The following is a 26,947-nucleotide window of genomic DNA, read 5'->3' as shown; positions in this document are numbered from 1 at the left end:
TCTTATGGGTCGAAAGCAGAAAACGGCTCGGGCGGAGCAAGACCGCCCGCCCAGGTCAGGCCGCGGCCAGGTCTTCGAGGGTGAGGCCCCAGCGGCTCATCAGGAAGCGCAGCAGAGTCTCCTCGCCGCCGCTCACGCTGCCATCGGTCTTGGCCAGGATCAGCATGGCGGACAGGGCCACCTTTTGCAGGGAAGGATCGGTGAGGTCGTCGGCGAGGCGGGCGAGGCGATGGTCCTCAAGCAGGAAGACACGCTCCTGCTCGGCTTCGTTGATCACGTCACGGCAGCAATCCAGGAGAACCTGGATCAGGGTGTCCCGATCGACGCCCAGCAGGGCGGCCGTATCGTTGTGCTTGATCCAGTCCACTTCCCGGTTGTCCAGACGGCCATCGGCAAGAATTGCCATGGCAATCAGGCGGGCCAGGGCTTCGGGACTGTTCGTAGGGTAGGAGCGCATGGTTCGGGGCTTTTCTTCGTATTGATGGGCGAACCGCGATGATACGCCGTCCTCCTCAGCTCCGCCGCCACCCGGCACACGCCAGCAGGGCCAGCCCTGCCAGCCCCACCGCCAGCCCGTTGCCCCAGCGGGTGTAGGGCGTCAGCCCCTGGTAGCCACGCACCTCCACCGGCAGCGCGGCGGCCTGGAAGGCAGGAAGTACGGCCGCCACGGCGCCGTCGGGCATCACCAGGGCGGTCATTCCGGTATTGGTGGCACGCAGCATCGGCCGCCCCGTCTCAAGGGCCCGGTGGCGGGCGATCTGCAGGTGCTGGGGCTGGGCCAGGGAGTCACCGTACCAGGCCAGATTGGAGATATTGAGCATCAGCGTGGCCTCCGGCAGGCTGCGGATCAACTCCTCGCCGAAGACATCTTCATAGCAGATATTCACCGCGACCTTCTGCCCGGCCAGGGCCAGGGGCGGCTGCCCCTCGGCACCCCGGGTCTGGTCGGCCATGGGGATGTTCACCAGCCCGTAAAACCAGCGGAACAGGGGTGGCGAATACTCGCCGAAGGGCACCAGGTGCTGCTTGGCGTAGTGCCCCGCTGGCGAGCGCCCCAGGCTGATCGCCGCGTTGAAGATGTGCCCGGCCTCGTTACGGGTGAAGGTGCCGAAGATCACATCGCCTCCGTTGGCCACGGCAATGCGCTGCAGCTCGTCCAGGTAGCCCGGCGGCAGGTACTCCACCAGCAGGGGCAGCGTGGTTTCGGGCAGGACGACGATGTCGGCGGGGTTGGCACGGAGCATGGTGACATTCACATCGAGCCAGCGCTGCAGCATCTCCGGGCGCCATTTGAGGCCCTGCTCGATGTTGGTCTGCAGCAGTACGACCTTCACCGGCGTACCGACGGCCTCCGTCCACGAGACCTGGCGCAGAACGCCCCCCACGGCGAGCACGACCAGCGCCGCCAGCAGCGGCCCGTGACGGCGTGCGAGCACCGCCCGGCATGTCCAGGCGGCCACCAGGGCCACCAGCCCCCCCACCCCGAAAACCCCGAACACCGGCGCGAAGCCGGCCAGGGGGCTGGGGGGGCTCTGACTGTAGCCGCTAGCCAGCCACGGAAACCCGGTGAACAGCCACCCTCGCAGCCATTCGGTGAGCAGCCACAGGGCGGCAAACAGGGCCGCGTCGCCCCATGCCCTGCCCCGCCTGAGCGCGGCGAACAGTGCCCCCGCCAGACCGGCATACAACGCCATGGCCGCACAGAAGAGCAGGATGGCGAAGGCGGCCAAGGGTACGGGCATGCCGCCATAGCGATGGAGAGCCACATAAAGCCACGACACTCCGGCCAACATGGCCCCAAGCCCCCAGGCAAAGCCGATGGAAAACCCATACCGCGCCCTGCGTCGGCGCGGCATCCCTGACAGACCTGTCGGCGCCATGGGGTCGAGCAAGCCATATAGCACGGCCAGGCTCAGGAAAGCCAGGGGGAAGAGCTCGAACGGCGCGTAGGCGAGCACCGACGCGCCCCCCGCCAGCAGGGCCAGGCCCTGGCGCCAGAGAGCCATCAGCCGCCGATCGCCTCGGGGTCGGGCATGCGTTCGACGAGGAGGGAATGGACGCGCCGGCTGTCGGCCCGCAGTACCTGGAAGCGCAGGCCTTCGAGCTCGACGATCTCGTTGCGCTTGGGCAGGCGCCCGAGCTTGCGGATCAGCAGGCCGCCAACGGTGTCGTATTCGGCATCGCTGAAGGTGGTGGCGAAGGCCTCATTGAAGTCTTCGATCTCGGTGCCGGCCTTGACCCGGTAACGTCCGGCCTGATCGAGACGGATGTTGTCGGCGGTTTCGTCAAAGTCATATTCGTCCTCGATGTCGCCGACGATCTGCTCCAGCACGTCTTCGATGGTCACCAGCCCGGCCACGCCGCCGTACTCGTCCACCACGATCGCCATGTGATTGCGGCTGACCCGGAAGTCTCGCAGCAGCACATTGAGGCGCTTGGACTCCGGCACGAAGACGGCCGGGCGCAGCATGTCGCGGAGATTGAAGGATTCGCCGGCAAAGACCCGCAGGAGATCCTTGGCGAGGAGGATGCCGGCCACGTCGTCCTTGTTCTCGCCGACAACCGGAAAGCGCGAGTGGGCCGCACCGATGGCAAAGCGGGTAATGTCCTCGACGGAATCATCGAGGCACACAACGTCCATCTGTGCCCGCGGGACCATCACATCCCGCACCTGCATGTCGGAGACTTGCAAGGCACCTTCGATGATCGCCAGCGCATCCGCGTCAAACAGGTTGCGGTCGTGGGCGGAGTGCAGGAGGTGCAGCAATTCTTCCCGGTCTTCCGGCTCCCGGGTCAGGAGGGCGGAAAGCCGTTCAAGCAAGGACGGCTTACTACTGGAGGGTTCCATAAAAAAGGTGGATGAGAAATGGGCCATGGGCGATGGAGACCGGTCCCGGCCCCCTCCATCGCCCATGGCGCATTGCTCACCTCACCGCTCAGCGTTCTCCCGCATACGGGTCGGCATAGCCCAGGGCGGCCAGAATCTGGCGTTCCCGGGCTTCCATGTCTTCCGCCTCGGTGTCTTCCAGGTGATCAAAACCTTGCAGATGCAGCATACCATGCACGGATAAGTGGGCGTAATGCGCGTCCAGGGGCTTGCCCTGCTCCGCCGCCTCCCGCTCCACCACCTGCCGGCACAGCACCAGATCACCCATCAGGGGCAGGCCTTCAGGCAGGGGCATGTCTTCCCCTTCACCATAGGCGAAGGTCAGCACATTGGTGGCGTAATCCTTGCCCCGGTAGTCCCGGTTCAGCTCACGCCCCTCATCCTCATCGACAATGCGTACAGTGATGCGCGCCGCGCCGGGCTCGGCAGCCCGCAACCAGCGGCGAAATTCGACCCGTGAGGGTACGCCGTCGCGGTTACAGGCGTATTGCACGGACAGGTCGAGGCGGCGGGGCAGCTTGATGTCGCTCATTGTTGCTGGACTTGTTGTTGCTGGGCAGGCGGGGCGGCGGTGCGCAGCCCGTGTTTCTCGTAGGCATCGACGATGCGCGCCACCAGGGGGTGACGCACCACGTCCTCCTTGAGGAAGCGGGTGAAAGCCACGCCACGCACGTCAGCCAGCACCTGCACGGCCTCGGCCAGACCGCTCTTCTGCCCGCGGGGCAGGTCCACCTGGGTCAGGTCACCGGTGATCACGGCCCGGGAACCGATGCCGATGCGGGTCAGGAACATCTTCATCTGCTCCGGCGAGGTGTTCTGGGCCTCGTCGAGGATGATGAAGGCCCGCGACAGGGTGCGGCCACGCATGAAGGCCAGGGGCGCAATCTCGATGCAGCCGCGCTCGAACAGCTTGGCCACCCGCTCGAAACCCATCAGGTCATAGAGGGCGTCGTAGAGCGGACGCAGGTAAGGGTCCACCTTCTGGGCCAGATCGCCGGGCAAGAAGCCCAGGCGCTCGCCGGCCTCCACCGCCGGACGGGTGAGTACGATGCGCTCCACGTGTTCGCGCTCGAAGGCGTCGACAGCGCTGGCCACCGCGAGGTAGGTCTTGCCGGTGCCGGCCGGGCCGATGCCGAAGGTGATGTCGTGCTCCTGAATCTGGCGCAGGTAGTCCACCTGGCGCGGCGTGCGCCCGTGCAGCTCGCTCTTGCGGGTCATCAGCACCGGCGCCGGGCCGGTGCCTTCGCCCAGCTTGACCACCTCGATCAGCCCTAGCTGGATATCATCCACCGACAGGGGCGCGTCGGATTTCTCGTAGAAGTGGCGCAGGGCCCGCGCCGCATGGTGGGTCTGGGCCGAGGTGCCCTGCAGGGTGAAACGCTCGCTGCGGCGGGCGATGGTGACGTCGAAGGCCGTCTCGATCTGGCGGATGTTCTCGTCGAGCGCCCCGCACAGATTGGCGAGGCGGACGTTGTCGAGGGGATGCAGGACAATTTCCGTGGGCTTCATTGGCCGCATGCTGCCAGACTGAAGCCCGCCGGGGAAGTGAAAACCATCAAAATCGTCAATCCCGCGTCACGATCTCGCCACGCAGGGAATGGGGCAGCGCCGACACGATGCTCACATCCACAAAGTGCCCCACGAGGCGCGGGTTGCCGGCGAAATTGACCACCCGATTGTTGTCCGTCCGGCCAGCCAGCTCATTGGGGTCTTTCTTCGACGGCCCCTCGACGAGAATGCGCTGCACCGACCCGACCATACCTGCACTGATCGTCGCGGCATGCTCCTCGATACGTTTCTGCAGCCGGGCCAGCCGCGCCAGCTTGACGTCCTGGGGCGTGTCGTCGGCCAGATCGGCTGCCGGCGTGCCGGGACGTGAGCTGTACACAAAGCTGAAGGACGTGTCGAAGCCCAGATCGTCGATCAGCTTCATGGTGGCCTCGAAATCGGCCTCGGTCTCGCCGGGGAAGCCGATGATGAAATCCGACGACAGGGAGATGTCGGGCCGCGCCGCACGCAGCTTGCGCACCAGGGACTTGTACTCGAGGACCGTGTAGCCCCGCTTCATGGCCGCCAACACCCGGTCGGACCCCGCCTGCACCGGCAGATGCAGGTGCGACACCAGCTTGGGCAGCCTGGCATAGGCGTCCACCACGCGCTGGGTCATTTCCCGCGGATGCGAAGTGGTGTAGCGCAGGCGCTCGATCCCGGGGATTTCGTGCACGCACTCGAGCAGGAAGGCAAAGTCGGCCATCTCGCCGCCGTCGCCATCCACAGGCGCACGCCAGGCGTTCACGTTCTGGCCGAGCAGGGTCACTTCCTTCACGCCCTGGGCCGCCAGCCCGGCCACTTCGGCCAGCACGTCGGCCAGGGGGCGGTAGATCTCGTCCCCCCGGGTGTAGGGCACGATGCAGAAGGTACAGTACTTGGAACAGCCCTCCATGATCGACACGAAGGCGCTCGCCCCTTCCACCCGGGCCGGCGGCAGGTTGTCGAACTTCTCGATCTCGGGGAAGGAGATGTCCACCTGGGAACGCCCCGACGCCTTGCGCTCGGCGATCAGCTTGGGCAGGCGATGCAGGGTCTGCGGCCCGAACACCAGGTCCACATAGGGCGCCCGCGCCACAATGGCCTCGCCCTCCTGGCTGGCCACGCAGCCGCCCACACCGATGATCAGGTTGGGGTTCTTCTGCTTGAGGTGCTTGACCCGCCCGAGGTCGTGGAACACCTTTTCCTGGGCCTTCTCACGCACGGAACACGTATTGAAGAGGATCACATCAGCCTCTTCCGGGTTATCCGTCTTCTCCAGCCCATCGGCCGCCCCGAGCACATCCGCCATCTTGTCCGAGTCGTACTCGTTCATCTGGCAACCGAAGGTACGGATATAGAGCTTTTTCATCACGTGTTGACCGACAACAATCAAACCCCTATTATAGCGGGCTTCGGTTGGTGATGTAGCTCAGATGGTTAGAGCGATGGATTCATAACCCATAGGTCGGCGGTTCGACTCCGCCCATCACCACCACCCGATTCAAGCAAAAAGGCCAATCCGAAAGGGTTGGCCTTTTTGCTTTTGCGGATTCGGGAAAAGGGCCAGCGAGCGGGGGGTCAAACGGCGAGGGTCCCGGGCCGTGAGCAGGGTCCCGGTGCCGGGCATTTCGTCATAAACTCGCCGAATGGCGCGTTTTCCCGACAGCGCCCCGACCTGGCCTTCCATCGTGCCCGTTCTGCAGCTTTCCACCGTTCTGCATCTGCTCGTCATCGGCAACCTGATTGCGATGACGATGGCCCTCGCCTACGGAAAAAATGCGGTGAGCCGGAATCCGGTCCGCTTGTTTGTCCTCAGCAAGCTCCTCCAGGCAGCGGGCTGGACCCTGATCAACCTTCGGGGAGAGATCCCGCTCGTTCTCTCGGCCCATGTGGGAAACCCGCTGATCATGACGGGCTTTGCGCTCGAAGCAGGGTTGCTGATCATCCCCTGGCGGATCCGCTCGGTTCTCAACCTCGTCCTGGCCGCAGAGGTCGTAAGCGGAGTACTCCTGCTGTGGCTCTTTGCGCGTTCCCCCGGCGAGCTCGTGGCCGTGTCCGGCTCGACAGTGGCAAGCATCTATGCCACAGGCGGCGTCGCCCTTCTGGCCAGCAAGGGGGCGTCGCGCCTGCAGCGACTCACAGGCCTGCTCTTTCTCCTTTTCGTTCCGATCATGTTGATGAGGGTGGTGCACTCCGCAACCACTGGCGCCGGCCTGCTGGATCCGACGCTTATCCAGTCTCTCACCTTCGCGGTCCAGTTCAGCTTTCTGCAAGTGGGCACCCTGGCCTTTGTGCTGCTGATGAAAGAAGCGGACGACCTGTCCCTGCAGGCGAGCGAAGCACGAGAACGGGCGCGCCTCAAACTGCAGGACCAATTTCTGGACATGCTCACCCATGAGCTGCGCGCCGCCCTGGGGATCGTGAAGATCTCGGGCAGCTCCCTGCGCCTCCAGCTCGCCGATGCACCCGCCGACATCCTGCAAAGACTGGACTCCATGCGCAAAGCCAGCGATGCCATGAGCAAGATCATCGATCGTTGCCTCCAGCTTGATCGCCTTGAGCGCCGGGAACAACCTGTCCTCCTCGCGGCATGCCCCTTGACCGCGGTATTCGCCGATCTGGCATGCCACACGCCGGATGGCCACGGACGTCTGGATCTCTCCGTGCCGGCCGATGCCTCCGTCCGGGCCGACCGGCAGTTGCTGGACATCATGCTCGAGAACCTCATCGACAATGCGCTCAAATACTCCCCTGCCGACAGCAGGGTCGGGCTGCGCGTCACCATGAGGCCCGATGAGGCGGGCCACGGCTACACGGTGATCCGCATCCGCAACCAGGTGAGTCCGTCTGCCCTGCCGGATCCGGCACGCGTTTTCGAGCGCTACTACCGTGGCCCGGAAGCCCATGAATTCACGGGAACCGGGCTCGGGCTGCACCTGGTGCGCTCCCTGGCCCACCTTCAGGGCGGCGACATCCGTTTCGACATCGACCACGAGACCGCAATGGAATTCGAACTGAGCCTTCCGGCGGCAGGGCCGGAAGGCAGGACGGCCTGATGGAAGACATCCTCATCGTCGAGGACCACGGCATCCTGCGCGAGGAGCTGCTGCATTTTCTGCGCCTCAATGCCTACCGCGCAGAGGGCGTGAATTGTGGTCTGGCCGTGGACGACTGGCTGATGGAACACGGCGGCCCGCCCGACATCGCCGTGCTCGACCTCAATCTGCCAGGGGAAGACGGGCTGAGCATCGCCGCCAGGCTCCGTCGCACCTATCCGCGCATCGGCATCGTCATGCTCACGGGCCGCAAGCAATCCACTGACCGGATTATCGGCTATGAGGCCGGCGCCGATGTCTATCTGACCAAGCCCGTATCAGGCGAGGAACTGATCGCCGTCCTGCGCAGCCTCCAACGTCGCCTCGCGCCCGCCGCCAGGCCTGCCTGGCACCTGGACCCACTCACTGGCGTGCTGACCAGCCCGGCGGGCGCAAGCGCGCCTCTTTCGCTACTGGAATGCGCGGTGATCCGCACCATGGCGACCGGCCCCGACAGTACGGCCAGTTCGGAGCAGTTGCTGCAAGTCTGCGGCGATCAGACCATAGAGCATGAGAAGAACTACCTGGAAGTCGTGATCAGTCGCCTGCGGCGCAAACTTGCGCCACTCCATCCCGATCCGGCGGCGCCCCTCATCCGTGCGCTGCGGGGCAGAGGCTATCAGCTATTGATATCGCTCGAGATCGACTGAGGCAGGCCCCCTGCAAGGATTTGACAGGTTTCGGCCTCCTTGCCCGCTACGCTCACGGACAGCTCTCGACACCGTGCTCCGGCGAGCGGAATTGCAGAATGCCCGTCAAAAACCAATTGCTCTCCCGCATCAAGGATCTCACCATCGGCGACAGGACACTCGACGCACCGCGCTGCCAGCTGATCGTCATGGCCACCCGGACCGCCCGGGCGATCATGAGCTGCACCGATAACGCGCGGGTCCGCCCCCTGGTGCACGACTTTGCCACACTGTCAGCTCATCACTTTTCCCGCGAGGAGGACGCACTCAACGTGCAGGGCGGCGGCGAGCTGACGGAGCACGCCCGGCTGCACCGGCGCTACCTTGACACCCTGACGGAGGGCGTCGCCCGCTTTGAAGCCGGGCAGTTGTCCCGTGAGGAACTATGCGTGCTGGTCGAGGACAAGCTGGTCCATCACATCCTGGTCGTTGATGCGCCCCTGCACGCCTCCCGGAGCGGAACGACAGCCCCCTGATGATCAGCCCCCCGACAGGGGCAGCACGAGCTCGCGCCCGGAGGAAGCACTGACGCACTCGCGCCCCACGTCAGAAATGGGCGCTCACTGATCCCACTCCCGGTGCCGCAACAGACACCCCCGGATCCGCTCCACCGTTTCCTCCACCGGCGCCTTCCTCGACACCTACAGCCCCAGATCCCGGGCGATGGCGTTCACCCGGGCAGGATTGAGCGGAATGCCGCCCCGGTCGATGGCGGCGATGAGCATACGGGCGCGCTCGATCTCCGTAAGCACCTTGCGACCCTGGATGCGCTGACGGATCCACTGCAGGAAGGCTGCTTTCACGCCCTCTCCCCAAGCCTGACAAGAGCCTGTTCGAGCTCCGCAAACAGCGGGCGAGCTCGGGGGTCGGGGTCAATGCAGCGCGCCTGAAGGCGAGCCAAAGCCACTCTCGGGCCGCCCTCCGGCCCGTCCGTGCTGCGCTCCACCAACTCCTCCAGCAGGCATCCGAAGGCCCGCACCTCGATACGCTGCAAGGCCTCAGCCGCCCCCGGGTCGCCGGGTGGATGGAAGGACGCGGCGCCAAAATCACCGAGCACGGCCTGCCCCTCTCCACAATGCAGGATGTTGTGGGCGTAGAGATCGCCATGGTTGATGCCCCGGGCGTGCAGATGGCAGGCCACCGAGGCGATTCCCCGGGCAATGCGCAGGGCCACGCCCGGCGCGAACCGGGCATCCGGCGCATACACGTCACGGGTGCAGGACTCGAAGCTGGGCGGCCCGGCGAGGCTGCGGAAGCCCGCGTCGATCAAGGCCATCACCAGCCCATGCCCGTCGGCCGGATGACCCGCGATGCGGCCCAGCACCGGGATCAGGTTGGGGTGATCGCCGGCCCCCAGGCACACGGCCATCTCGTTGAGGGGCAGGCCGTCGCTGGTCACGGCGCCCTTGAACAGCTTCACCGCCACATCCCGGCAGTAGGCACCGTCCTGCCAGGCGGCACGATGGATCACTCCGGAGGCGCCCTCCCCCAGCACCTGCTGCAGGGCCAGGGCATGCCAGGGCACCGGATCGGCCCGATCTGCCCCCTGCGCGGCCTGCTCCGCCGCCGTGCAGAAGGGATTGCCGGCATAGGCCAGCCACGCCAGGCGGGGCAGGCGCAGCAGCCAGCCGGGCAACCCGGTGAGCTGATTGGCGGCGATGCGCAGCAGTTCGAGCCGGGTGCACGCGGCCAGCTCGGGCGGCAGGCTGCGCAGGCGGTTGCCGGCCAGCATCAGTTTCTGCAGCCGGGTACAGCGCCCGATGGCAGCCGGCAGCACCTCGACCTGATTGTCGGTGAGGATCAGCCAGCGCAGGCGGGTTGGCAGCGCCTCGGCGGGCACCCGTTCAATCTGGCACGACTTGAAGCCCACCATCTCCAGTTGCGGGCAGCGCCCCAGCACCTCGGGCAGCACCCGGAAGGGATTGCCCGAGCAGAACAGGATGCGCAGCCGGTGCAGACGCGGCAGATCGTCCGGCAGCGTGCTCAGCTGATTGCCGGAAAGGTCGAGCACTTCCAGGGTGTCCGCAAGATCGAAAATCTCCCGGGGAAACTCGCCCAGGCCGGCACACAGGCGGAGCTGCCGCGCACCGTTCAGGCGCCCGGCGCGCAGGTCTTCAAGGGAATGCATGGATGGTGCTGAAAGCCGGCGAAGGGACGACGATTCTACTGCGATCCGCTCTCCACCTCGGCCGCCTCCCCCTTCAGGGGTGCCGACCGAACAAGGTTGCGGGCCACACGGGCGCGGGTCTCCCGCTCTTCGTGGCGTGCCCGGGCCACCATGCTTTCGCTGACAAAATCGATGTGCCGGCGCACCGCCGCCGAGGCCAAGGCCGGATCGCGGCTGCGGATGCCCTTCCAGATCGCACGATGCTGGTCACGCAGCTCCTTCCAGTCGCCTTCGGTACGCCGCAGGTGCCGCAGGTTGCGGTCGATGTGGTCATTGATGACGCGGAACAGACTGGCCGTGAGGTGCCCGAACATCACGTTGTGGGCCGCCTCGGCAATCGCCTGGTGGAAGGCCAGGTCGGCCTTCACCTGCTGCTCCAGCACTTCCGGCGAGGTGCCCTGGGCAAACAGCGCCTCGACCCGGGCAAAGGCCTCATCGATGCGCTGCAGATCGGCGTCGGTGGCGCGGCGTGCGGCCAGGGATGCGGCCTCGCACTCCAGCATGCCGCGAAACTCCAGCAGATCGCCCTGGATGTTGGGGTGCTGGCGCAACATCTCCTGCCATGGATCGATGAAGCCCGCATCAAGGCGGTCGGTCACGTAGGTGCCACCGCCCTGGCGGCTGTGCAGCAGGCCCTTCGAGACAAGCTTCTGGATGGCCTCGCGCAGGGACGGGCGCGAAACGCCCAGCTCGACCGCCAGCTCGCGCTCCGGCTGCAGGCGGTCACCGGGCTTGAGGGCGCCATCCAGGATGCGCCGCTCGAGTTCGTGGGCGATGGTGTCGGAAAGGCGTTGCACCGCCAGCTTGCCGTTGGCCATGGGCTTGATACTCAAATTGGTAAGACCAGATCTTACGGCGTCCTCAGGGCCGATCACAAGCACGGCACACCCCCCAGCGCTAGAGGTTTACCCGTGGAAACTCATGAAATCAGTCCCTTGAGGTAAACCCGGGATTGACGTGCGTCGAGCCAGAGCGTAAATTTTCACCCATCCGATCAATTGGTCTTACCAATTTACCGGAATCAATCAAATACTGATAGCCGATCGCCGCAGCGACGCCCCCGTCGCCCGCCGGCAGGACTGGAGGAGACATGAGCAAAGCCCCCGAGGCTGCGGGCGCCGGACATGCCACGCGCAGCTACCCGCCCCGCCCCGCTGCGGTGTATTTCTACGCCACCTGCCTGGTGGACATGTTCGTGCCCGAGGCCGGCATGGACGCCATCGCCCTGCTGGAGCGCGAAGGCATCCGTGTGATCTTTCCCGACAACCAGACCTGTTGCGGCCAGCCCGCATATACCAGCGGCTTCCCGGACGAAGCCCGCCAGGTGGTCGAATCCCAGCTCGACCTGTTTCCCGGCGACTACCCCATCGTGGTGCCCTCCGGCTCCTGCGGCGGCATGATCCGCTGGAACTGGGAGAAGGTCGTCGCCAACGACCCGGCCCTCAAGGCCCGGGCAGCCGCCATCGCCGAACGCACTTTCGAGTTCGCCGAGTTTCTGGTGCATGTGCTGGATTTCAAGCGCCCCGACCAGGGCCCTGCGCTTACCGTGGCGCTGCACACCTCCTGCTCGGCCCGCCGCGAGATGGGTACCCTGCTGGTGGGCCGCGAACTGCTCGCCCGCCTGGGCAACGTGACCCTGGCCATCCACGATCACGAGTCGGAATGCTGCGGCTTCGGCGGCACCTTCTCCCTCAAGCACCCGGACGTCTCCACCGCCATGGTCAGCGACAAGGTCGCCTCCATCAAGGCCACCGGCGCCTGCCAGATGGTGACCGCAGACTGCGGCTGCATGCTCAACATCACCCAGCGCGCCGCCCGGGAAGACCAGGACGCCGGCCGTGCCAGCGCCTCCCTGCCCGGCGAGCACCTGGCCACCTTCCTGCTCCGCCGCACCGGAGGAAGCACGACATGAGCGCCCGCGACCGCATCCTCGCCAAGCTGCGCGGCACCCAGCCCGCTCAGGCCTTACCGGCGCCCACCCTCGACGCCCACTACGCGCCCCGGGCCCACAACGAATCGAAGGCCGAACGGCTGGCCCGCTTCCGCACCGGCATCGAAGGCTTCCACGCCGATGTGCATGTCAGCACCGAGGCCGACTGGCCTGCCCTGCTTGCCCGCCTGTGCGCCGACAAGGGCGTGGGCACCCTCCTTTTCGGGGCTCAAACCCCGGCCGGCCGCCGCCTGGATCCCGCGACGTTTGCCGGCACCACCCTGCGCCCCTGGGCCGGTCAGGTGGAAGACATCAAGGCCGACCTGTTCCACACGGTGGACGCCGGCTTCACCCAAACCCGCGGCGCCATCGCCGAGACCGGCAGCCTGATCCTGTGGTCGTCCGCCGACGAGCCGCGCACCCTGTCGCTGGTGCCGCCGATCCACTTCGCCCTGCTTGACGCGGCCCACATCCACCCCACCTTCTACGACGCCCTGGTGAGCGAGAACTGGGCGGCAGGGCTGCCCACCAACGCCCTGCTGATCTCCGGCCCGTCCAAGACCGCCGACATCCAGCAAACCCTGGCCTACGGCGCCCACGGCCCGAAGGAGCTGATCGTGCTGGTCATCAACGCCGAAGGAGACGTGCAATGAGCGCCCAGGCCAACACCGCCGGCAAGGACGCCGGCCAGCCCATCGCGTTCGTCTCGGCCCAGGCCCTGCGGGCGCGCATGCATGACGCGGTGAACGACCCACACCTGCGCACCAGCTTCCGTGGCGCCATGGACTTCCTGATGGCCAAGCGCGCCGCCCAGTTTCCCGATGCGAACGAACTGGACTCCCTGCGCAGCCTGTCCGAGTCCATCCGCCAGTACAGCCTGTCGAAGTTGCCCGATCTGCTGGAACAACTCGAAGCCAACCTGACCCGCAACGGCGTGCAGGTGCATTGGGCCGAGACCCCCGATGAAGCCAACGCCATCATGCTGGACATCGCCCGGCGCCATCAGGCCAAGCTGATCGTCAAGGGCAAATCGATGGTCAGCGAGGAGATCGAGTTCAACCACGCCATGGAAGCCGCCGGCGTCGGTGCCCTCGAATCGGACATGGGCGAATACATCGTCCAGCTCGCCGGCGAGAAGCCCTCCCACATCATCATGCCGGCGATCCACCAGACCAAGCAGCAGATCGCCAAGCTGTTCGCCGAGCACATCCCCGGTGTCACCTACACCGACAACGTGGATGCCTTGATCCAGATCGGCCGCCGGGTGCTGCGCGAGAAGTTCGAGATCGCCGACGTCGGCCTCTCCGGCGTCAACTTCGCGGTGGCCGAGACCGGCACCCTGTGCCTCGTCGAGAATGAAGGCAACGGCCGCATGTGCACCACCGTGCCCAAGGTGCACATCGCCATCACCGGCATCGAGAAGGTGGTGGAGAAGCTGGAGCACGTCGCCCCGCTGTTCTCCATCCTCACCCGCTCGGCCACCGGCCAGGCCGTGTCCACCTACTTCAACATGATTTCCGGCCCGCGCCGGGGCGAAGACAAGGACGGCCCGGAGGAAGTGCACCTGGTGCTCCTCGACAACGGCCGCAGCCAGGCCTACGCCGACGAACAACTGCGCAAGACGCTGCAATGCATCCGCTGCGGCGCCTGCATGAACCACTGCCCGGTCTACACCCGGATCGGCGGTCATGCTTACGGGACCACCTACCCCGGCCCCATCGGCAAGATCGTCTCGCCCCACATGATGGGGCTGGAGCAGACCCACCTGCTGCCTACCGCCTCCAGCCTGTGCGGTGCCTGCGGCGAAGTCTGCCCGGTGAAGATCCCCATCCCCGAACTGCTGATCCGCCTGCGCGGCGAAGCCAACAGCGAACCCCACGCCAACCCGGCCATGGTGGGTCAGGGCGCCGGGCACAGCGCACTGGTGAGCTTCGTGTGGCGTATGTGGGCGCGGGTCCATGCCCGCCCCGGCAGCTATAGGGCCTTCAGCTGGCTGGCCACCCGCTTCCGCGCCTTCACGCCCAAACGGCAGGGCGGCTGGACGGCGGCCCGCATGCCCCTGCAACCCGCCCCGCGAAGGCTCCGAGACATGGTCAAAGACCGACGCTAGTGCGGATGGGCGGCTGAAGCCGCCCCTACATCCCCCCCAAAAGTTCAACCTCAATCCCTGACGGGAGGACCCGCCATGTCCGCTCTCATCGACGCCCTGCGCCAGCGGCTCTCCGCCGACCGCGTGATTACCGACGAACTGCGCCGCCTTGCCTACGGCACCGACGGCAGCTTCTACCGCCTGATCCCCGAAGTGGTGGCGGTGGTCAATGACGAGGGTGAAGTGCGCAGCGTGGTCGAGCTGGCGCGCCAGCACCAGCGCGCCGTCACCTTCCGCGCCGCCGGCACCAGCCTGTGCGGCCAAGCCGTCACCGATGGGGTGCTGGTGCTGCTGGGCGAAGGTCTCGCCACCTGCACCATCAGCACCGACGGCAATACCGTGCAGGTGGGCCCGGCCATCATCGGCGCCGAGGTTAATCGCCGCCTCGCCCCCCTGGGGCGCAAGATCGGCCCCGACCCGGCCTCCATCAACGCCGCCAAGATCGGCGGCATGGCTGCCAACAACAGCTCCGGCATGTGCTGCGGCACCGCCCAGAACAGCTACAACACCCTGGGCTCGATCCGCGTGCTGCTGGCCGATGGCACCGTGCTCGACACCGGCGACAGCAGCAGCGTGGCGGCCTTCAAGATCAGTCACCGCAGCCTGCTGGAGCGCCTTGCCGCCCTGTCCGCCGACGTGCGCGCCGACAAGGCCCTGGCCAGCCGCATCCGTGCCAAGTACAAGATCAAGAACACCACCGGCTACAGCCTCAACGCCCTGGTGGACTACAGCGACCCGGTGGACATCCTCGCCCACCTGATGATCGGCTCCGAGGGCACCCTCGGCTTCATCTCCCGCATCACCTACCAGACCGTCCCCGAGTATGCCCACAAGGCCAGCGCCCTGGCCTTCTTCCCGGACATGGAAAGCGCCTGCCGCGCCGTGGTGGGCCTGAAGGAGCGCCCTGTGGATGCCGTGGAGCTGCTCGACCGGGCCTCCCTGCGCTGTGTCGCCCACAAGCCGGGCATGCCGCCGCTGCTGAAAACCCTGCCCGAGGGCGCCACCGCCCTGCTCATCGAAACCCGCGCACCCTCGGCTGGCGATCTGCAAGTGCGGATTGCCTCGGTGCTCGACGAGCTGGGCGCCTACCCGCTGATCGAAGCCCCCGCCTTCACCACCGACCCGGCCGAGATCGAGCGTCTGTGGAACGTGCGCAAGGGCACTTTCCCGGCCGTCGGCGCGGTGCGCAAGCCCGGCACCACGGTGATCATCGAGGACGTGGCCGTCGCCGTGCCCGACCTGGCCGCCGCCTGCCTCGACCTGCAGCACCTGTTTGCCAAGCACGGCTATCACGAGGCCATCATCTTCGGCCACGCCCTGGAGGGGAACGTCCACTTCGTGTTCACCCAGGACTTCGGCATCGAATCCGAGGTGGCCCGCTACGCCGCCTTCATGGATGAGCTGTGCACGGTGCTGGTCACCAAGTACGACGCCTCCCTGAAGGCCGAACACGGCACCGGCCGCAACATGGCGCCCTTCGTCGAGCTGGAATGGGGCACCCAGGCCTATGCCCTGATGAAGGAGATCAAGCAGCTCTTCGACCCCGAAGGCCTGCTCAACCCGGGCGTCATCATCAACGACGACCCCGAGGCCCACCTCAAGAACCTCAAGCCCATGCCCGCCGCCGGCCAGCTCTACGCCCCGGTGGACCGCTGCATCGAGTGCGGCTTCTGCGAGCCCCAGTGCCCGTCCCATGGCCTCACCCTGTCGCCGCGCCAGCGGATCGTCGGCTGGCGCGAGCTGTCGCGCCGCCAGGCCGCCGGCGAGGCGCCGGGCCAGCTCGCCGAGGACTACCTCTACATGGGCCTGGACACCTGCGCCACCTGCGGCCTGTGCTCAACGGCCTGCCCGGTGGGCATCGAGACCGGCGCCCTGACACGCGCCGTGCGCGGCGAAAAGCTCTCCAGCGTGGCCCGCAGCCTAGGCCAGGTGGCTGCCAACCACTTCGGCGCCACCCAGGCCCTGGCCCGCAGCGCCCTCAAGGCCGGCCACCTGGCCGAAAGCATCATCGGCACCCGGGCCCTGTCACGCCTCAGCGGTGGTGCGTGGAAGGAAGGAATGCCCAAACCCCAGCCCCTGGGCCGGGCCACCCGCCAGCAGGGCGACAAGGTGGTGTATTTCCCCACCTGCGCCGGGCGCATGTTCGGTGCCGAAAGCCCCGAGCAGGCTCTCTCCGCCACCGTCATCCGGGTGCTGGAACGTGCCGGCTACGCGCCCATCATCCCCGACGACGTCAACAGCCTGTGCTGCGGCCAGTCCTTCGCCAGCAAGGGCCTGGAAGCCGACGCCGACCGCAAGTCGGCCGAGCTCGAAGCCGCCCTGATGAAGGCCAGCAACAACGGCGAATACCCGGTGATCCTCGACGCCAGCGCCTGCTCCCTGCGCATGAAGACCTTCCTGGCCGAGCGGCTGAAGGTCTACGACCTGGTGGAGTTCGCCCACGACGCCCTGCTCCCCCGCCTGATGCTGCACAAGAGGGCGGAGCCGGTGCTGGTTCATCTCAACTGCTCCGCCCGCCGCATGGGTGCCGAAGCCAAGCTGAAGAAGCTCGCCGAGGCCTGCGCCACCCAGGTGGTGCTGCCCGCCGAAGTGAAGTGCTGCGGCTTTGGCGGCGACCGCGGCTTCGTGGTGCCCGAGCTCAACGCCCACGCCCTGCGCAAGCTCCACGCCGACGTGCCCGCGGGCTGCTGCGGTGGCTACTCCAGCAACCAGACCTGCGAGATCGGGCTCACCCACGCCACCGGCCTGCCCTACCGCTCCATCGTCCATCTGCTCGACGAGTGCAGTGAGGAGGCCGCCCGCCTGGCCACCTGCTGAATATGCCCGGCCACCCGTAGGGGCGACTTCAGTCGCCCATCCGCGCGTTGATCACCAGCATGCCCTTGATCGAAGTCCGAGGGCGACTGAAGTCGCCCCTACAAAGCGGCCCCCACAAGACAGCGAAACACGCAGCACCAACCACACCCACCCGTATTCACCAAGGAGGAAACACGAATGCAACCCTGGATGCAGATTTACGACCCCCTGGGCAACCTCTGGTTGTCCTCGCTGGTCGCCGCACTACCCATCATCTTCTTCTTCGTCGCGCTCGCCGTCCTGCGCCTGAAGGGGCATGTGGCCGGCACCATCACCGTGGCCATCGCCCTGGCCGTGGCCATCTTCTTCTACAAGATGCCGGTGGAAATGGCACTTGCGTCAGCCGGCTACGGCTTCCTGTACGGCCTGTGGCCCATCGCCTGGATCATCATCGCCGCGGTCTTCCTCTACAAGATCACCGTCAAGACCGGCCAGTTCGACATCATCCGCGCCTCGGTGGTCTCCATCACCGATGACCAGCGCCTGCAGATGCTGCTCGTCGGCTTCTCCTTCGGCGCCTTCCTGGAAGGTGCGGCGGGCTTCGGCGCCCCGGTGGCCATCACCGCCGCCCTGCTCGTCGGCCTGGGCTTCAACCCCCTCTACGCCGCCGGTCTGTGCCTGATCGCCAACACCGCCCCGGTGGCCTTCGGCGCCATGGGCATCCCCATTATCGTGGGCGGCCAGGTCACCGGCATCGACCCCTTCAAGATCGGCCAAATGGCCGGCCGCCAGCTGCCGCTGCTATCCGTCATCGTCCCGTTCTGGCTGATCGCCATGATGGACGGCTGGCGTGGCATCAAGGAAACCTGGCCCGCCATTCTGGTGGCCGGTCTGAGCTTCGCCGTCACCCAGTTCTTCACCGCCAACTACATCGGACCGGAACTGCCCGACATCACCTCCGCCCTGGTCAGCCTGATCTGCCTGACCATCTTCCTGAAAAACTGGAAGCCCAAGCGCATCTTCCGCTTCGACAACCAGCCCGCCGCCGTGCAGGGTGCGGACGATCACCACAGCTTCGGCCAGATCGCCAAAGCCTGGTCGCCCTTCGTGATCCTGACCATCATGGTCACCCTCTGGAGCCTGAAGCCCTTCAAGGCCCTGTTTGCCAAGGACGGCCCGCTGTATTCGCTGGTATTCCAGTTCCCGGTGCCCATGCTCGACAAGCTGGTCATCAAGATGGAACCCATCGTCGCCAAGGCCACGCCCTACGCCGCGGTGTACAAGCTGGACATCCTCTCCGCCACCGGCACCGCCATCTTCCTGTCGGCCCTGATCAGCATGATCGTGCTGGGCATGCGCAGCGGCGATGCCGCCAAGGCCTTCAAGGAGACCGTTTCCGAACTGAAGCGCCCGATCTACTCCATCGGCATGGTGCTGGCCTTCGCCTTCGTGGCCAACTACTCCGGCCTGTCCGCCACCCTGGCCCTGCTGCTGGCCGGTACCGGCGTGCTCTTCCCGTTCTTCTCGCCCTTCCTGGGCTGGCTGGGCGTGTTCCTCACCGGCTCCGACACCTCGTCCAACGCCCTGTTCTGCTCCCTGCAGGCCACCACCGCCCACCAGATCGGCGTGTCCGACACCCTGCTGGTGGCGGCCAACACCACCGGCGGCGTCACAGGCAAGATGATCTCGCCCCAGTCCATCGCCGTGGCCTGCGCCGCGGTCGGCCTGGTCGGCAAGGAGTCAGACCTGTTCCGCTTCACCGTCAAGCACAGCCTGATGTTTGCCACCATGGTGGGCATCATCACCACCCTGCAGGCCTACGTGTTCACCTGGATGATCCCGTAAGGGCCACCCTTCTTCAGGAGGGGGACGACACGTCCCCTGGAACCTCGACGGCGGCCGGTCACCCGGTCGCCGTTTTCTCTTCCGCCAACCGCATCGTGATGCAACACACGGCGGGCTCGCTCCAGCGCGCGAAGCACTTGCGGTGCAGCCCCGGAATCGGCCACTCTATGGTCGAGGCGCCACCTTCGAAGCGCCACTTCAGGAATCCCCCGGCAGCATGGAACAGCACCTCGAAAACCGACTCCTCAAGTGTGTCGGCCTGCTCCTCGACGCCGTTTTCCTCGTCGATGAAGCGGGATACATCGTCTACGTCAATGCCGCCTGCGAAGGCATCCTCGGCTACACCCCGGACGAAATGATCGGCCGGGCCATGGCGGACTTCGTGCTGCCTGAAGACCGTGCCCGCACGGAGCGGGAATCTGCCCGCGTGATGGCCGGACACCCGCGGGTCGGCTTCGAGAACCGCTACCGCCACAAAGACGGCCGGGTGGTCCACATCATGTGGTCGGCCCGTTGGTCCGAGACTGACGCCCTGCGCATCGGGGTCGCCCGGGACGTGACCCGGCAGAAACGCGCAGAAGCCATCCAGATCGCCACCTACGCGGTTTCCGAAGCGGCCCACCAGGCCACGGACCTGGACAGCCTCTTCGAGTGGATCCACGCCATCATCGCCGGGCGGGTAGCGCTGGCGGGTCTGGCCGTGGCCATACGCGACCCCCACAGCGGAGAGCTCGACTTCCCATACCAGCGCAGCGAGAGCGGTTCCGCCCCCATCCTCGACGACGCCAGGGCCCGGGCCCTGTGCGCCCGCGTTATAGCCGACGGCACCGCGTTACACCTCGCGACCGACGCCCTGGTACAGGTCGCCATCGGCCATGACCCGGGCGACGCATCCTGGCTGATCCTGCCCCTGGTCATCCGCCAGGAGACCATCGGCGCCCTGGTGCTGCAGGCCCCAGTCGGCGCCCGCTACGATGACGCCGATCTGGAGCTGCTGCACTTTGTCTCGGCCCAGGTGGCCTCCGCCATCGAACACGGCCAGCTCAAGGCCCAACTGCTGCGTGCTGCCCAGTACGACGAACTCACCAACCTGCCCAACCGCCGCCTCTTCCACGACCGCCTCGACACAGCGCTGGCCCGCAGCCAGCGCAAGCGCGGCCGCATGGCACTGCTATACATCGATGTGGACGATTTCAAGCATGTCAATGACACCCTGGGTCACTCCGCTGGCGACGTGCTGCTTCAGCACATTGCCCGTCGCCTGGAGGCCTGTGTCCGCAAGGCCGACACTGTCGCCCGCCTGGGCGGCGACGAATTCGTGGTGATCCTTGAGGAGGTCCATGGCCGGAAGGATGCCGACGCGGTCGCCGACAAGATCCGCAGCGCGCTGCGAAATGGCATCACGCTGGGTGGAAGCACGCTGCACACTGAAGCGAGCATTGGCGTGGCCATCTACCCGGACGACGGCACTGACGCCGAGGCCCTGCTGAAGCATGCCGATGGCGGTATGTACCGCGCGAAGATGGGCTAGGCCCCGCTGAACTCCTTGAGCATCTCTGTCGCGACCCCAGGCTGAGCCCCAATCCGTTCGGCATCAAAACCGTCCGGGAGAAAGGGGGCATACGCCGGATGAGACTCAAACTCCCCTCTGCTCAGGCGACGGAAACCCATGGCCCAGCGCGGGAACTCCCGTTTGGAAATGGCCTCCTTGGACAGCAGGAAAATGTCCTTGTGACGATCATCAGCGCAAATCCGGCTGTAAGTCTCGTCGATGGCGGCTTCTTCACCCTCGATGACCTGCATGAAGCTGCCATTCGTGTACAGAAGCACACCGGTGATCCCCTGCTGCGTATTGTGACGAATGGAGGATTCGAGGATGTCGTACAGCTCGTCTTCGGACAGATCCTTGCAGGCCGAGCTCACGTAAATCAGTTGAACCAAGGGCATGTCTGCTCCATGAAACAATCAGGAAATATTACCCGAAAGGCTCTTCTGTTTCACGCAATCAGGCCTATTTGTCACAGACTGTGGCGCGCCGAACATCCTCGCCACAGTCTGTCGCACGGCCCCCCATCCCCGTTACCGCCCATCTCCCTGCAGTGCCGCAGGAAGTCCGCGGCTTCTACGCAGAATCTCGTCTCCGGGCACCATGCTGGACGAGCGCGGGTTCCGCATATCCAAGCGCATCAGCGACCGCGCCGACCATGTATTCGAACACGCCTTCATCGAAAGACAGGCAGCCCTCAGCGGGTCCGCAGGCCCGAGCACCACTGCTGCTCGCAAGGGATGCCATTACCGTCGCCATCCATCTCCACGTCCGGGCAGCGCTGCAGAAAATAGGTTGCCTCTGCACAGGAGCGCATCTCCGAGCAGAACCTTCGTCCATCGCAGCGATAACGGGAAGACTCAACCCTGGCGACCAGTGGATCGACCGCTGTCTGCAGCTGCCTGACGGCACTGTACTCGCCATACAGGTGGTAGGCCAGGCCAGCGATGATCAGAGCCAGCACAAGCCCCGGAGCAAGGCCCGATCCACGCTTGCACTTCCGCGCAGCGGGCCGGCGCTCGGGACGGACCTTCGCCTGTCTCCTGATACGCTGGAGATTCCGGGCGCGCCTCCTCCCGTCCACATCCACCCCGATCTCAAAGCTGAGCCGCTCACCTACGTATGGACGGATGCCGTCGTGGGGAAACGCGACCGCATGAACAAACACATCCGCCCCCCCCTGGTCAGGCGCGATAAAGCCGAAACCACGCTCATTGTTCCATTTGACGAGAGAGCCTTCGATGCGCACGGACATGACCACGAACCACGTTTGAGGGCTGCCAACCGCAGGCCCGTAGGGTTCCCTGCCCATGGGTGCAGGGCAGGTACTCGTGTTGTTTCATGGTGTCACAAGCCCTCACACAACCTCTATGGACTGAATCACTCGATGAAGATGCACTACTGACATACCCCCTTGCCGGGACAACAGGGCGCGGGGCCCGTGTCCCGGCTACCGGGCCGCGGGCCCCGGACGATCGGGGTCAGAACGCCTTGGTGACACTCACGAAGAATTTTTCCTTGGCGATGTCGTGCTTGGAGGTACCGTTGTTGAGGCTGTAGTAGCTGCGATAGGCATCGGGCTCGCTGGTGGCCGAGAAGAAGGCGCCGGCGCTCCAGCCCTCGGGCAGGGCCTTGGTGATGCCGACCTTGTAGTAGTTGATGTCGAGGCCGGTGGCGTGGGCGATGACCTGACGGCCGATCTGGCCACTGAGGTTCCAGCCTTCGGCCACGTCGTAGGCCGCGTTCAGCTCATAGAAGTGGGAGCCCCGGGTGTTGCCGGTGACACCTGCGCTGGCATCGCCGAAGAAGCCACCGTTCGTGGGGGAGTTATTGGTGCTCCAGCCGAAGTACTCGGTGAGATTGCGGCCGGTCTTGAAGGTGAGCCACTCGTAGCTCAGGGCGATGTAGGCCTCCATGGTGTTGAGGCTGTTGGAGCGGTTGTAGCCGGCAAACACCGAGTCCGTCCAGTTGCCGCCCGGGTAGGTGTAGTAGATCAGACCCGCATCGTAGCCAAGGGTATCGGCCACCTTGCCACGATAGCCGCCGTAGAAGTCCATCTCCACCGCGGCGCCGGGCAGCCAGTGGTCGGACACATTGGAGGCGAAGAAGCCGGCATAGGCACCGGAGGTGTGCGCCGCCTCCACGCTGAACTGCAGGGCGGGCTTGCCCCAGGTCTGGGTCTGACCACGGAAGATGTAGTCGCTCACCAGGCTGAGGCTGACCGGAACGGTCCAGGCAGACTCGCCTTCAGCGGCCAGGGCCGGGGTGCCCCCCCAGGCGGTGCAGGCAAGGCACAGGGTGGCAGCAGCACGCAGGACGGTATGGGACATGGTTTTCTCCTTGGATGGGATGGCAGGTAAATCGGGATGGAAACCTAGGGTGAGGCGAGGCCCGGGTACGGGGAGTCGGTCAGGGCTGGCGCGGCATCGCTGTCATCCTTCAGGTCCACGCCGGTCCGCCCCAGCCTGTGGGCGCCGGCCATCAGGAAGGCGAGCTTGCGGGCGGCGTCGGCATAGGGCAGACCTTCCGGGCGCACGTTGGAGATGCAGTTGCGCTCGGCGTCGGTGAGCCCGGGCCGGGGTCGGGCCGTAAGGTAAAGGCCCAGGCTGTCGGGCGACGACAGGCCGGGACGCTCGCCGATCATGACCACCACCAGCGCGGCGCCCAAGGCATGCCCGATCTCGTCACCCAGCGCCACGCGGGCCTGGCTGGCGATGATCACGGGCAGGCCGGGCAGATCCGGAAAGTAGGGCAGCAAGGCCTGCAAAAGGGGCAGGCCGTGGCGGGCCGTGGCAAGGGACGACAGGCCGTCGGCCAGCACCACGGCCACGGGCGGGTGCAGCGACCACAGACGCCGCCCCTGCTCGCCCAGCAGGGCGAGGCTGTCCGGCGCCAGCCTGCGGCCCATGTCGGGGCGGCGCAGGTACATGCCACGGTCGGTGGCCTGACTGTGCACGGCCAGGCTGGTGAAACCGACGTCCGCCAGGTCGGCCTGCAGGGTGGCCACGTCCAGGGCCTGGTGCACGGCGTCGCGGGCCTGGGCGTGGGCGGTGCCGAAGCGCAGGACTTCGCGGGTCGGCAGGCTCACCCCGGCGCGGCCCAGGGCCACGCGGGCGCGGGTCAGGCCCTGCAGGCGCAGCCAGGGGTCGGGGGTGAGGATGGCGGGCTTGCCCATGGACGTCTCCCCTTACAGCGTGGCTGCCAGGGCCAGCAGGGCCTGCTGCTCGCCCTGGGGCAACAGATCGCCGCGAAAGTCGGCAATGCCCATGCGCTCCAGCCAGTCCTCGAACTCGGGGGCGCGGCGGCGGTCGAGCACCTTGCGCACGTACAGGGCGTCGTGGAAGGAAGTGCTCTGGTAGTTGAGCATGATGTCATCAGCCCCGGGCACACCGATGATGAAGTTGATGCCGGCCACCCCCAGCAGGGTGAGCAGGGTGTCCATATCGTCCTGGTCGGCCTCCGCGTGGTTGGTGTAGCAGATGTCGCAGCCCATGGGCAGGCCCAGCAACTTGCCGCAGAAGTGATCCTCCAGCCCGGCACGAATGATCTGCTTGCCGTCGTAAAGGTATTCCGGCCCGATGAAGCCGACCACGGTGTTCACCAGCAGCGGCCGATAGCGCCGGGCCAGGCCATAGGCGCGGGCCTCCAGGGTCTGCTGGTCGGCACCATGGTGGGCGTTGGCCGACAGGGCACTGCCCTGCCCCGTCTCGAAGTACATCACGTTGTTGCCGACGCTGCCGCGGCCCAGGGCCAGGGCGGCGGCGTTGGCCTCGTCGAGCAGGGCGGCGCTCACGCCGAAGCTGCGGTTCACTGACTCAGTGCCGCCGATGGACTGGAACACCAGATCCACCGGGGCGCCCTTCTCAATGGCGCGGAGGGTGTTGGTCACGTGGGTCAGTACGCAGCTCTGGGTGGGCACGGCGTACTGCTCGCGAAAATCGTCAATCAGGCGCAGCAGGGTGGTGATGGCGGGCAGGCTGTCGGTGGCCGGGTTGATGCCGATCACCGCATCTCCGACGCCGTACAGCAGGCCGTCGAGCATCGACGCCGCGATGCCCCGCGGGTCGTCGGTGGGGTGGTTGGGCTGCAGGCGCACCGCCAGGCGGTCGGGCAACCCGAGGGTGTTGCGGAAGCGCGTGATGACCTGGCACTTGGCGGCCACCAGGATCAAGTCCTGGTTGCGCATGAGCTTGCTCACCGCCGCCACCATCTCCGGGGTAAGGCCCGGAGCGAGGGCCTGCAGGCTGGCGCCGTCGGCCGCATCGGAGAGCAACCAGTCGCGGAACTCCCCCACCGTCAGGCCGGCAACCGGGGCGAAGGCGGCGGTGTCGTGCCCGTCGAGGATCAGGCGCGTCACCTCGTCATCCTCGTAGGGCACGACCGCCTCCTGCAGGAAGCGATCGAGAGGCAAGTCGGCCAGCACCATGCGGGCGGCCATGCGTTCCTCTTCCGAGGCCGCAGCCACGCCGGCCAGCATGTCACCCGAGCGGGCCGGGCTGGCCTTGGCCAGCACTGTTTTCAGGTCACCAAACACGTGGCGACGTAGTCCGAGGGTGCAGGCGTAGTTCATGGGTCTTCTTTGTTTGTGAGCGTCCCGCATCTGCTGCCTGCGCCGGCCTCCCGTACCGGGCCGGCGCAGGCAGCACGGATGCAGTTTCTGTGCCAACGCTCAGGGCTTGTGGCGAAGTCCTGCGATTCGAGTTCGCACGGGGAGCATCGCCGGGCGAACTCGAATCGCACGGTAGATCAAGTCAGCTACTTTCAGCCCTCGGCCTTGGCAAGCGCGGCGAAGGGAAGCGCCTCCCGCTGCTTGTGGGTAAGCTGGAAGTAGCCGTAGCCCAGGGCCAGGATGAGCACGAACAGACCCGTGAGCAGGGGGTTGAACCATGCTACGGTGACCAGACAGATGAGTGCTCCGATCAGCGCCACCGCCGGAAAGAGCGGGTAGAACGGCACCCTGTAGGGACGGGGCAGGCCGGGCTCGCTGGCACGCAGCTTGAACAGGGCCGCCATGCTCAGTGCGTACATCAGCAGGGCGCCGAGCACCGCCATGGTGACGATGTTGGCGGTGAGGCTCTGGCCACCGAAGGACAGCAGCTCGTCGCTGAAGATGGCGGCGATGCCCACCACCCCACCGGCCACAATGGCCCGGTGGGGCGTCTTGAAGCGCGGGTGGACTTCGGCGAACCAGGCCGGCAGGTAGCCGGAACGGGCCTGGGCATAGATCTGGCGTGAGTAGCCCAGGATGATGCCGTGGAAAGAGGCCACCAGCCCGAACAGGCCCAGCCACACCAGCATGTGCAGCCAGCCGCTGGACTCGCCCACGATGGTCTTCATGGCTTGGGGCAGCGGGTCATTGATGTTGGCCAGCTTGGTCCAGTCGCCCACGCCACCGGCAAACACCATCACGCCCATGGCCAACACAACCAGGGTCAGAATGCCCGCCGTATACGCGATGGGGATGGAACGCTTCGGATCCTTGGCCTCCTCGGCAGCCATGGCAACACCCTCGATGGCGAGGAAGAACCAGATTGCGAAAGGAATGGCCGCGAAGATGCCGGGAATCGCCGCGAGGGAAAACTCGTCGGCCCCGGCCCAGCCGCCCTTGGTGAAATTGGCCAGGGAGAAGCCCGGCGCCACCACCCCCATGAACACCAGCAGCTCGAAGATGGCGAGCAGGGTCACGAAGAGTTCGAAAGTGGCCGCAATGGTCACCCCGACGATGTTGAGCCCCATGAAGACGATATAGGCGCCCACAGCGGCGACTTTCGGATCAAGGGCCGGGAACTGCACATTCAGGTAGGCGCCGATGGCGAGGGCAATGGCCGGCGGGGCAAACACGAACTCGATCAGGGTGGCCATGCCCGCCACGTAGCCGCCGGTGGGGCCGAAGGCATGGTAACTGTAGGCGAAGGGACCACCGGCGTGGGGAATGCTGGCGGTCAGCTCGGTGAAGCTGAAGATGAAGGTGCCGTACATGACGGCCACCATGACGGTGGTGACGAGAAAGCCGAGGGTGCCCGCCGAGGCCCAGCCGAAGCTCCAGCCAAAGTACTCGCCCGAGATCACCAGACCGACGGCGATACCCCACAACTGCCAAGTGCCCAGGGTGGCCGAAAGGCCGTGGGCGGGTTGCTTGGATGCACTCATGATTCACTCCAGGAAACTAGATGGATGAATCGTGGCCCACACTCCCCGGGTGCATCTATCAAGTTTCAGCACCCCAGTAGCAATTTTTGGCATCGCAGCAAAACAGGAGCAACAATGCCGGCATGGCCTGCACCAGTAATGTGCCGTCGAGCGCTGCGATGCA

The 26,947-nt window shown here is 66.1% G+C and carries 24 protein-coding genes and 1 tRNA gene; 10 read left to right on the top strand and 15 right to left on the bottom strand.

Going from position 1 to position 26,947, the window contains the following annotated elements; genetic code table 11:
- Positions 1–55: 55 nt before the first annotated feature.
- From J0L98_RS04090 to miaB, 6 genes are all read right to left on the bottom strand, one after another.
- Complete coding sequence (locus J0L98_RS04090) at positions 56–457, bottom strand: hypothetical protein (RefSeq protein ID WP_296410266.1); 402 nt, start codon at positions 455–457, stop codon at positions 56–58.
- A gap of 55 nt (positions 458–512) precedes the next feature.
- Positions 513–2,006 (bottom strand): apolipoprotein N-acyltransferase, encoded by a 1,494-nt coding sequence (gene lnt / locus J0L98_RS04085; RefSeq protein WP_296410265.1) that lies wholly within the window; start codon positions 2,004–2,006, stop codon positions 513–515.
- Entirely contained in the window at positions 2,006–2,848 is an 843-nt protein-coding gene (locus J0L98_RS04080) for a transporter associated domain-containing protein (RefSeq protein ID WP_296410264.1), read from the bottom strand. Before J0L98_RS04080 ends, lnt begins: the two co-directional genes overlap by 1 nt.
- A gap of 88 nt (positions 2,849–2,936) precedes the next feature.
- Positions 2,937–3,419, bottom strand: a complete 483-nt coding sequence (ybeY, locus tag J0L98_RS04075) for an rRNA maturation RNase YbeY (RefSeq protein WP_296410263.1) — start codon at positions 3,417–3,419, stop codon at positions 2,937–2,939.
- Entirely contained in the window at positions 3,416–4,396 is a 981-nt protein-coding gene (locus J0L98_RS04070) for a PhoH family protein (protein WP_296410262.1), read from the bottom strand. Before J0L98_RS04070 ends, ybeY begins: the two co-directional genes overlap by 4 nt.
- Positions 4,397–4,451: 55 nt before the next feature.
- Positions 4,452–5,786, bottom strand: coding sequence for a tRNA (N6-isopentenyl adenosine(37)-C2)-methylthiotransferase MiaB (gene miaB, locus J0L98_RS04065; RefSeq protein WP_296410261.1), 1,335 nt, complete (start codon positions 5,784–5,786; stop codon positions 4,452–4,454).
- 49 nt (positions 5,787–5,835) lie between these two features.
- Between miaB and J0L98_RS04060 the strand changes: the two genes are divergently transcribed.
- From J0L98_RS04060 to J0L98_RS04045, 4 genes are all read left to right on the top strand, one after another.
- Positions 5,836–5,912 (top strand) — tRNA-Met (locus tag J0L98_RS04060).
- Positions 5,913–6,063: 151 nt separating this feature from the next.
- Complete coding sequence (locus tag J0L98_RS04055; RefSeq protein ID WP_296410260.1) at positions 6,064–7,473, top strand: HAMP domain-containing sensor histidine kinase; 1,410 nt, start codon at positions 6,064–6,066, stop codon at positions 7,471–7,473.
- A complete protein-coding gene (locus tag J0L98_RS04050) occupies positions 7,473–8,162 on the top strand; it encodes a response regulator transcription factor (RefSeq protein ID WP_296410258.1) in 690 nt (229 codons plus the stop codon). Before J0L98_RS04055 ends, J0L98_RS04050 begins: the two co-directional genes overlap by 1 nt.
- A gap of 98 nt (positions 8,163–8,260) precedes the next feature.
- Positions 8,261–8,677: a hemerythrin family protein gene (locus tag J0L98_RS04045; protein WP_296410257.1), complete on the top strand. Its 417-nt coding sequence runs from the start codon at positions 8,261–8,263 to the stop codon at positions 8,675–8,677.
- 165 nt (positions 8,678–8,842) lie between these two features.
- Here J0L98_RS04045 and J0L98_RS04040 read toward each other — a convergent pair whose 3' ends face one another.
- The 3 genes from J0L98_RS04040 to J0L98_RS04030 are packed head-to-tail and all read right to left on the bottom strand — an operon-like array spanning position 8,843 to position 11,186.
- Positions 8,843–9,004 carry a hypothetical protein gene (locus J0L98_RS04040; protein WP_296410255.1) on the bottom strand — a complete coding sequence of 54 codons (162 nt, stop codon included), beginning with the start codon at positions 9,002–9,004 and terminating at the stop codon, positions 8,843–8,845.
- Entirely contained in the window at positions 9,001–10,329 is a 1,329-nt protein-coding gene (locus tag J0L98_RS04035) for a leucine-rich repeat-containing protein kinase family protein (RefSeq protein WP_296410253.1), read from the bottom strand. The genes J0L98_RS04040 and J0L98_RS04035 overlap by 4 nt, the downstream gene beginning before the upstream one ends.
- Before the next feature lie 35 nt (positions 10,330–10,364).
- The gene (locus J0L98_RS04030) at positions 10,365–11,186 is read right to left on the bottom strand and encodes an FCD domain-containing protein (RefSeq protein ID WP_296410251.1); all 822 of its coding nucleotides are present in this window, start codon (positions 11,184–11,186) and stop codon (positions 10,365–10,367) included.
- 272 nt (positions 11,187–11,458) lie between these two features.
- Here J0L98_RS04030 and J0L98_RS04025 point away from each other — a divergent pair, with 272 nt between their 5' ends.
- From J0L98_RS04025 to J0L98_RS04000, 6 genes are all read left to right on the top strand, one after another.
- Positions 11,459–12,280 (top strand): (Fe-S)-binding protein, encoded by an 822-nt coding sequence (locus J0L98_RS04025; protein ID WP_296410250.1) that lies wholly within the window; start codon positions 11,459–11,461, stop codon positions 12,278–12,280.
- A complete protein-coding gene (locus J0L98_RS04020; protein WP_296410249.1) occupies positions 12,277–12,951 on the top strand; it encodes a lactate utilization protein in 675 nt (224 codons plus the stop codon). The genes J0L98_RS04025 and J0L98_RS04020 overlap by 4 nt, the downstream gene beginning before the upstream one ends.
- Entirely contained in the window at positions 12,948–14,408 is a 1,461-nt protein-coding gene (locus J0L98_RS04015; RefSeq protein ID WP_296410247.1) for a LutB/LldF family L-lactate oxidation iron-sulfur protein, read from the top strand. The genes J0L98_RS04020 and J0L98_RS04015 overlap by 4 nt, the downstream gene beginning before the upstream one ends.
- A 75-nt stretch (positions 14,409–14,483) precedes the next feature.
- Positions 14,484–17,264 carry an FAD-binding and (Fe-S)-binding domain-containing protein gene (locus J0L98_RS04010; RefSeq protein WP_296410246.1) on the top strand — a complete coding sequence of 927 codons (2,781 nt, stop codon included), beginning with the start codon at positions 14,484–14,486 and terminating at the stop codon, positions 17,262–17,264.
- A gap of 177 nt (positions 17,265–17,441) precedes the next feature.
- The gene (lldP, locus tag J0L98_RS04005; protein WP_296410245.1) at positions 17,442–19,088 is read left to right on the top strand and encodes an L-lactate permease; all 1,647 of its coding nucleotides are present in this window, start codon (positions 17,442–17,444) and stop codon (positions 19,086–19,088) included.
- Between the two features lie 217 nt (positions 19,089–19,305).
- Positions 19,306–20,619, top strand: coding sequence for a GGDEF domain-containing protein (locus J0L98_RS04000; RefSeq protein WP_296410244.1), 1,314 nt, complete (start codon positions 19,306–19,308; stop codon positions 20,617–20,619).
- Here J0L98_RS04000 and J0L98_RS03995 read toward each other — a convergent pair.
- From J0L98_RS03995 to eat, 6 genes are all read right to left on the bottom strand, one after another.
- Entirely contained in the window at positions 20,616–21,035 is a 420-nt protein-coding gene (locus J0L98_RS03995; RefSeq protein ID WP_296410243.1) for a BLUF domain-containing protein, read from the bottom strand. The two genes, J0L98_RS04000 and J0L98_RS03995, sit on opposite strands and share 4 nt — an antisense overlap.
- A gap of 296 nt (positions 21,036–21,331) precedes the next feature.
- Positions 21,332–21,889, bottom strand: coding sequence for a cold shock domain-containing protein (locus J0L98_RS03990; RefSeq protein ID WP_296410242.1), 558 nt, complete (start codon positions 21,887–21,889; stop codon positions 21,332–21,334).
- 226 nt (positions 21,890–22,115) lie between these two features.
- The gene (locus J0L98_RS03985) at positions 22,116–22,964 is read right to left on the bottom strand and encodes a TorF family putative porin (RefSeq protein ID WP_296410240.1); all 849 of its coding nucleotides are present in this window, start codon (positions 22,962–22,964) and stop codon (positions 22,116–22,118) included.
- A 44-nt stretch (positions 22,965–23,008) separates the two neighbouring features.
- Entirely contained in the window at positions 23,009–23,809 is an 801-nt protein-coding gene (eutC, locus tag J0L98_RS03980; protein ID WP_296410239.1) for an ethanolamine ammonia-lyase subunit EutC, read from the bottom strand.
- Positions 23,810–23,821: 12 nt separating this feature from the next.
- A complete protein-coding gene (locus tag J0L98_RS03975; protein WP_296410237.1) occupies positions 23,822–25,204 on the bottom strand; it encodes an ethanolamine ammonia-lyase subunit EutB in 1,383 nt (460 codons plus the stop codon).
- Between the two features lie 191 nt (positions 25,205–25,395).
- Complete coding sequence (eat, locus tag J0L98_RS03970; protein ID WP_296410236.1) at positions 25,396–26,784, bottom strand: ethanolamine permease; 1,389 nt, start codon at positions 26,782–26,784, stop codon at positions 25,396–25,398.
- Between the last annotated feature and the right edge of the window lie 163 nt (positions 26,785–26,947).

It is taken from the genome of Zoogloea sp. (assembly GCF_017302315.1).
Lineage (GTDB): Bacteria > Pseudomonadota > Gammaproteobacteria > Burkholderiales > Rhodocyclaceae > Zoogloea.
This window is presented reverse-complemented; position numbering and strand designations above follow the sequence as displayed.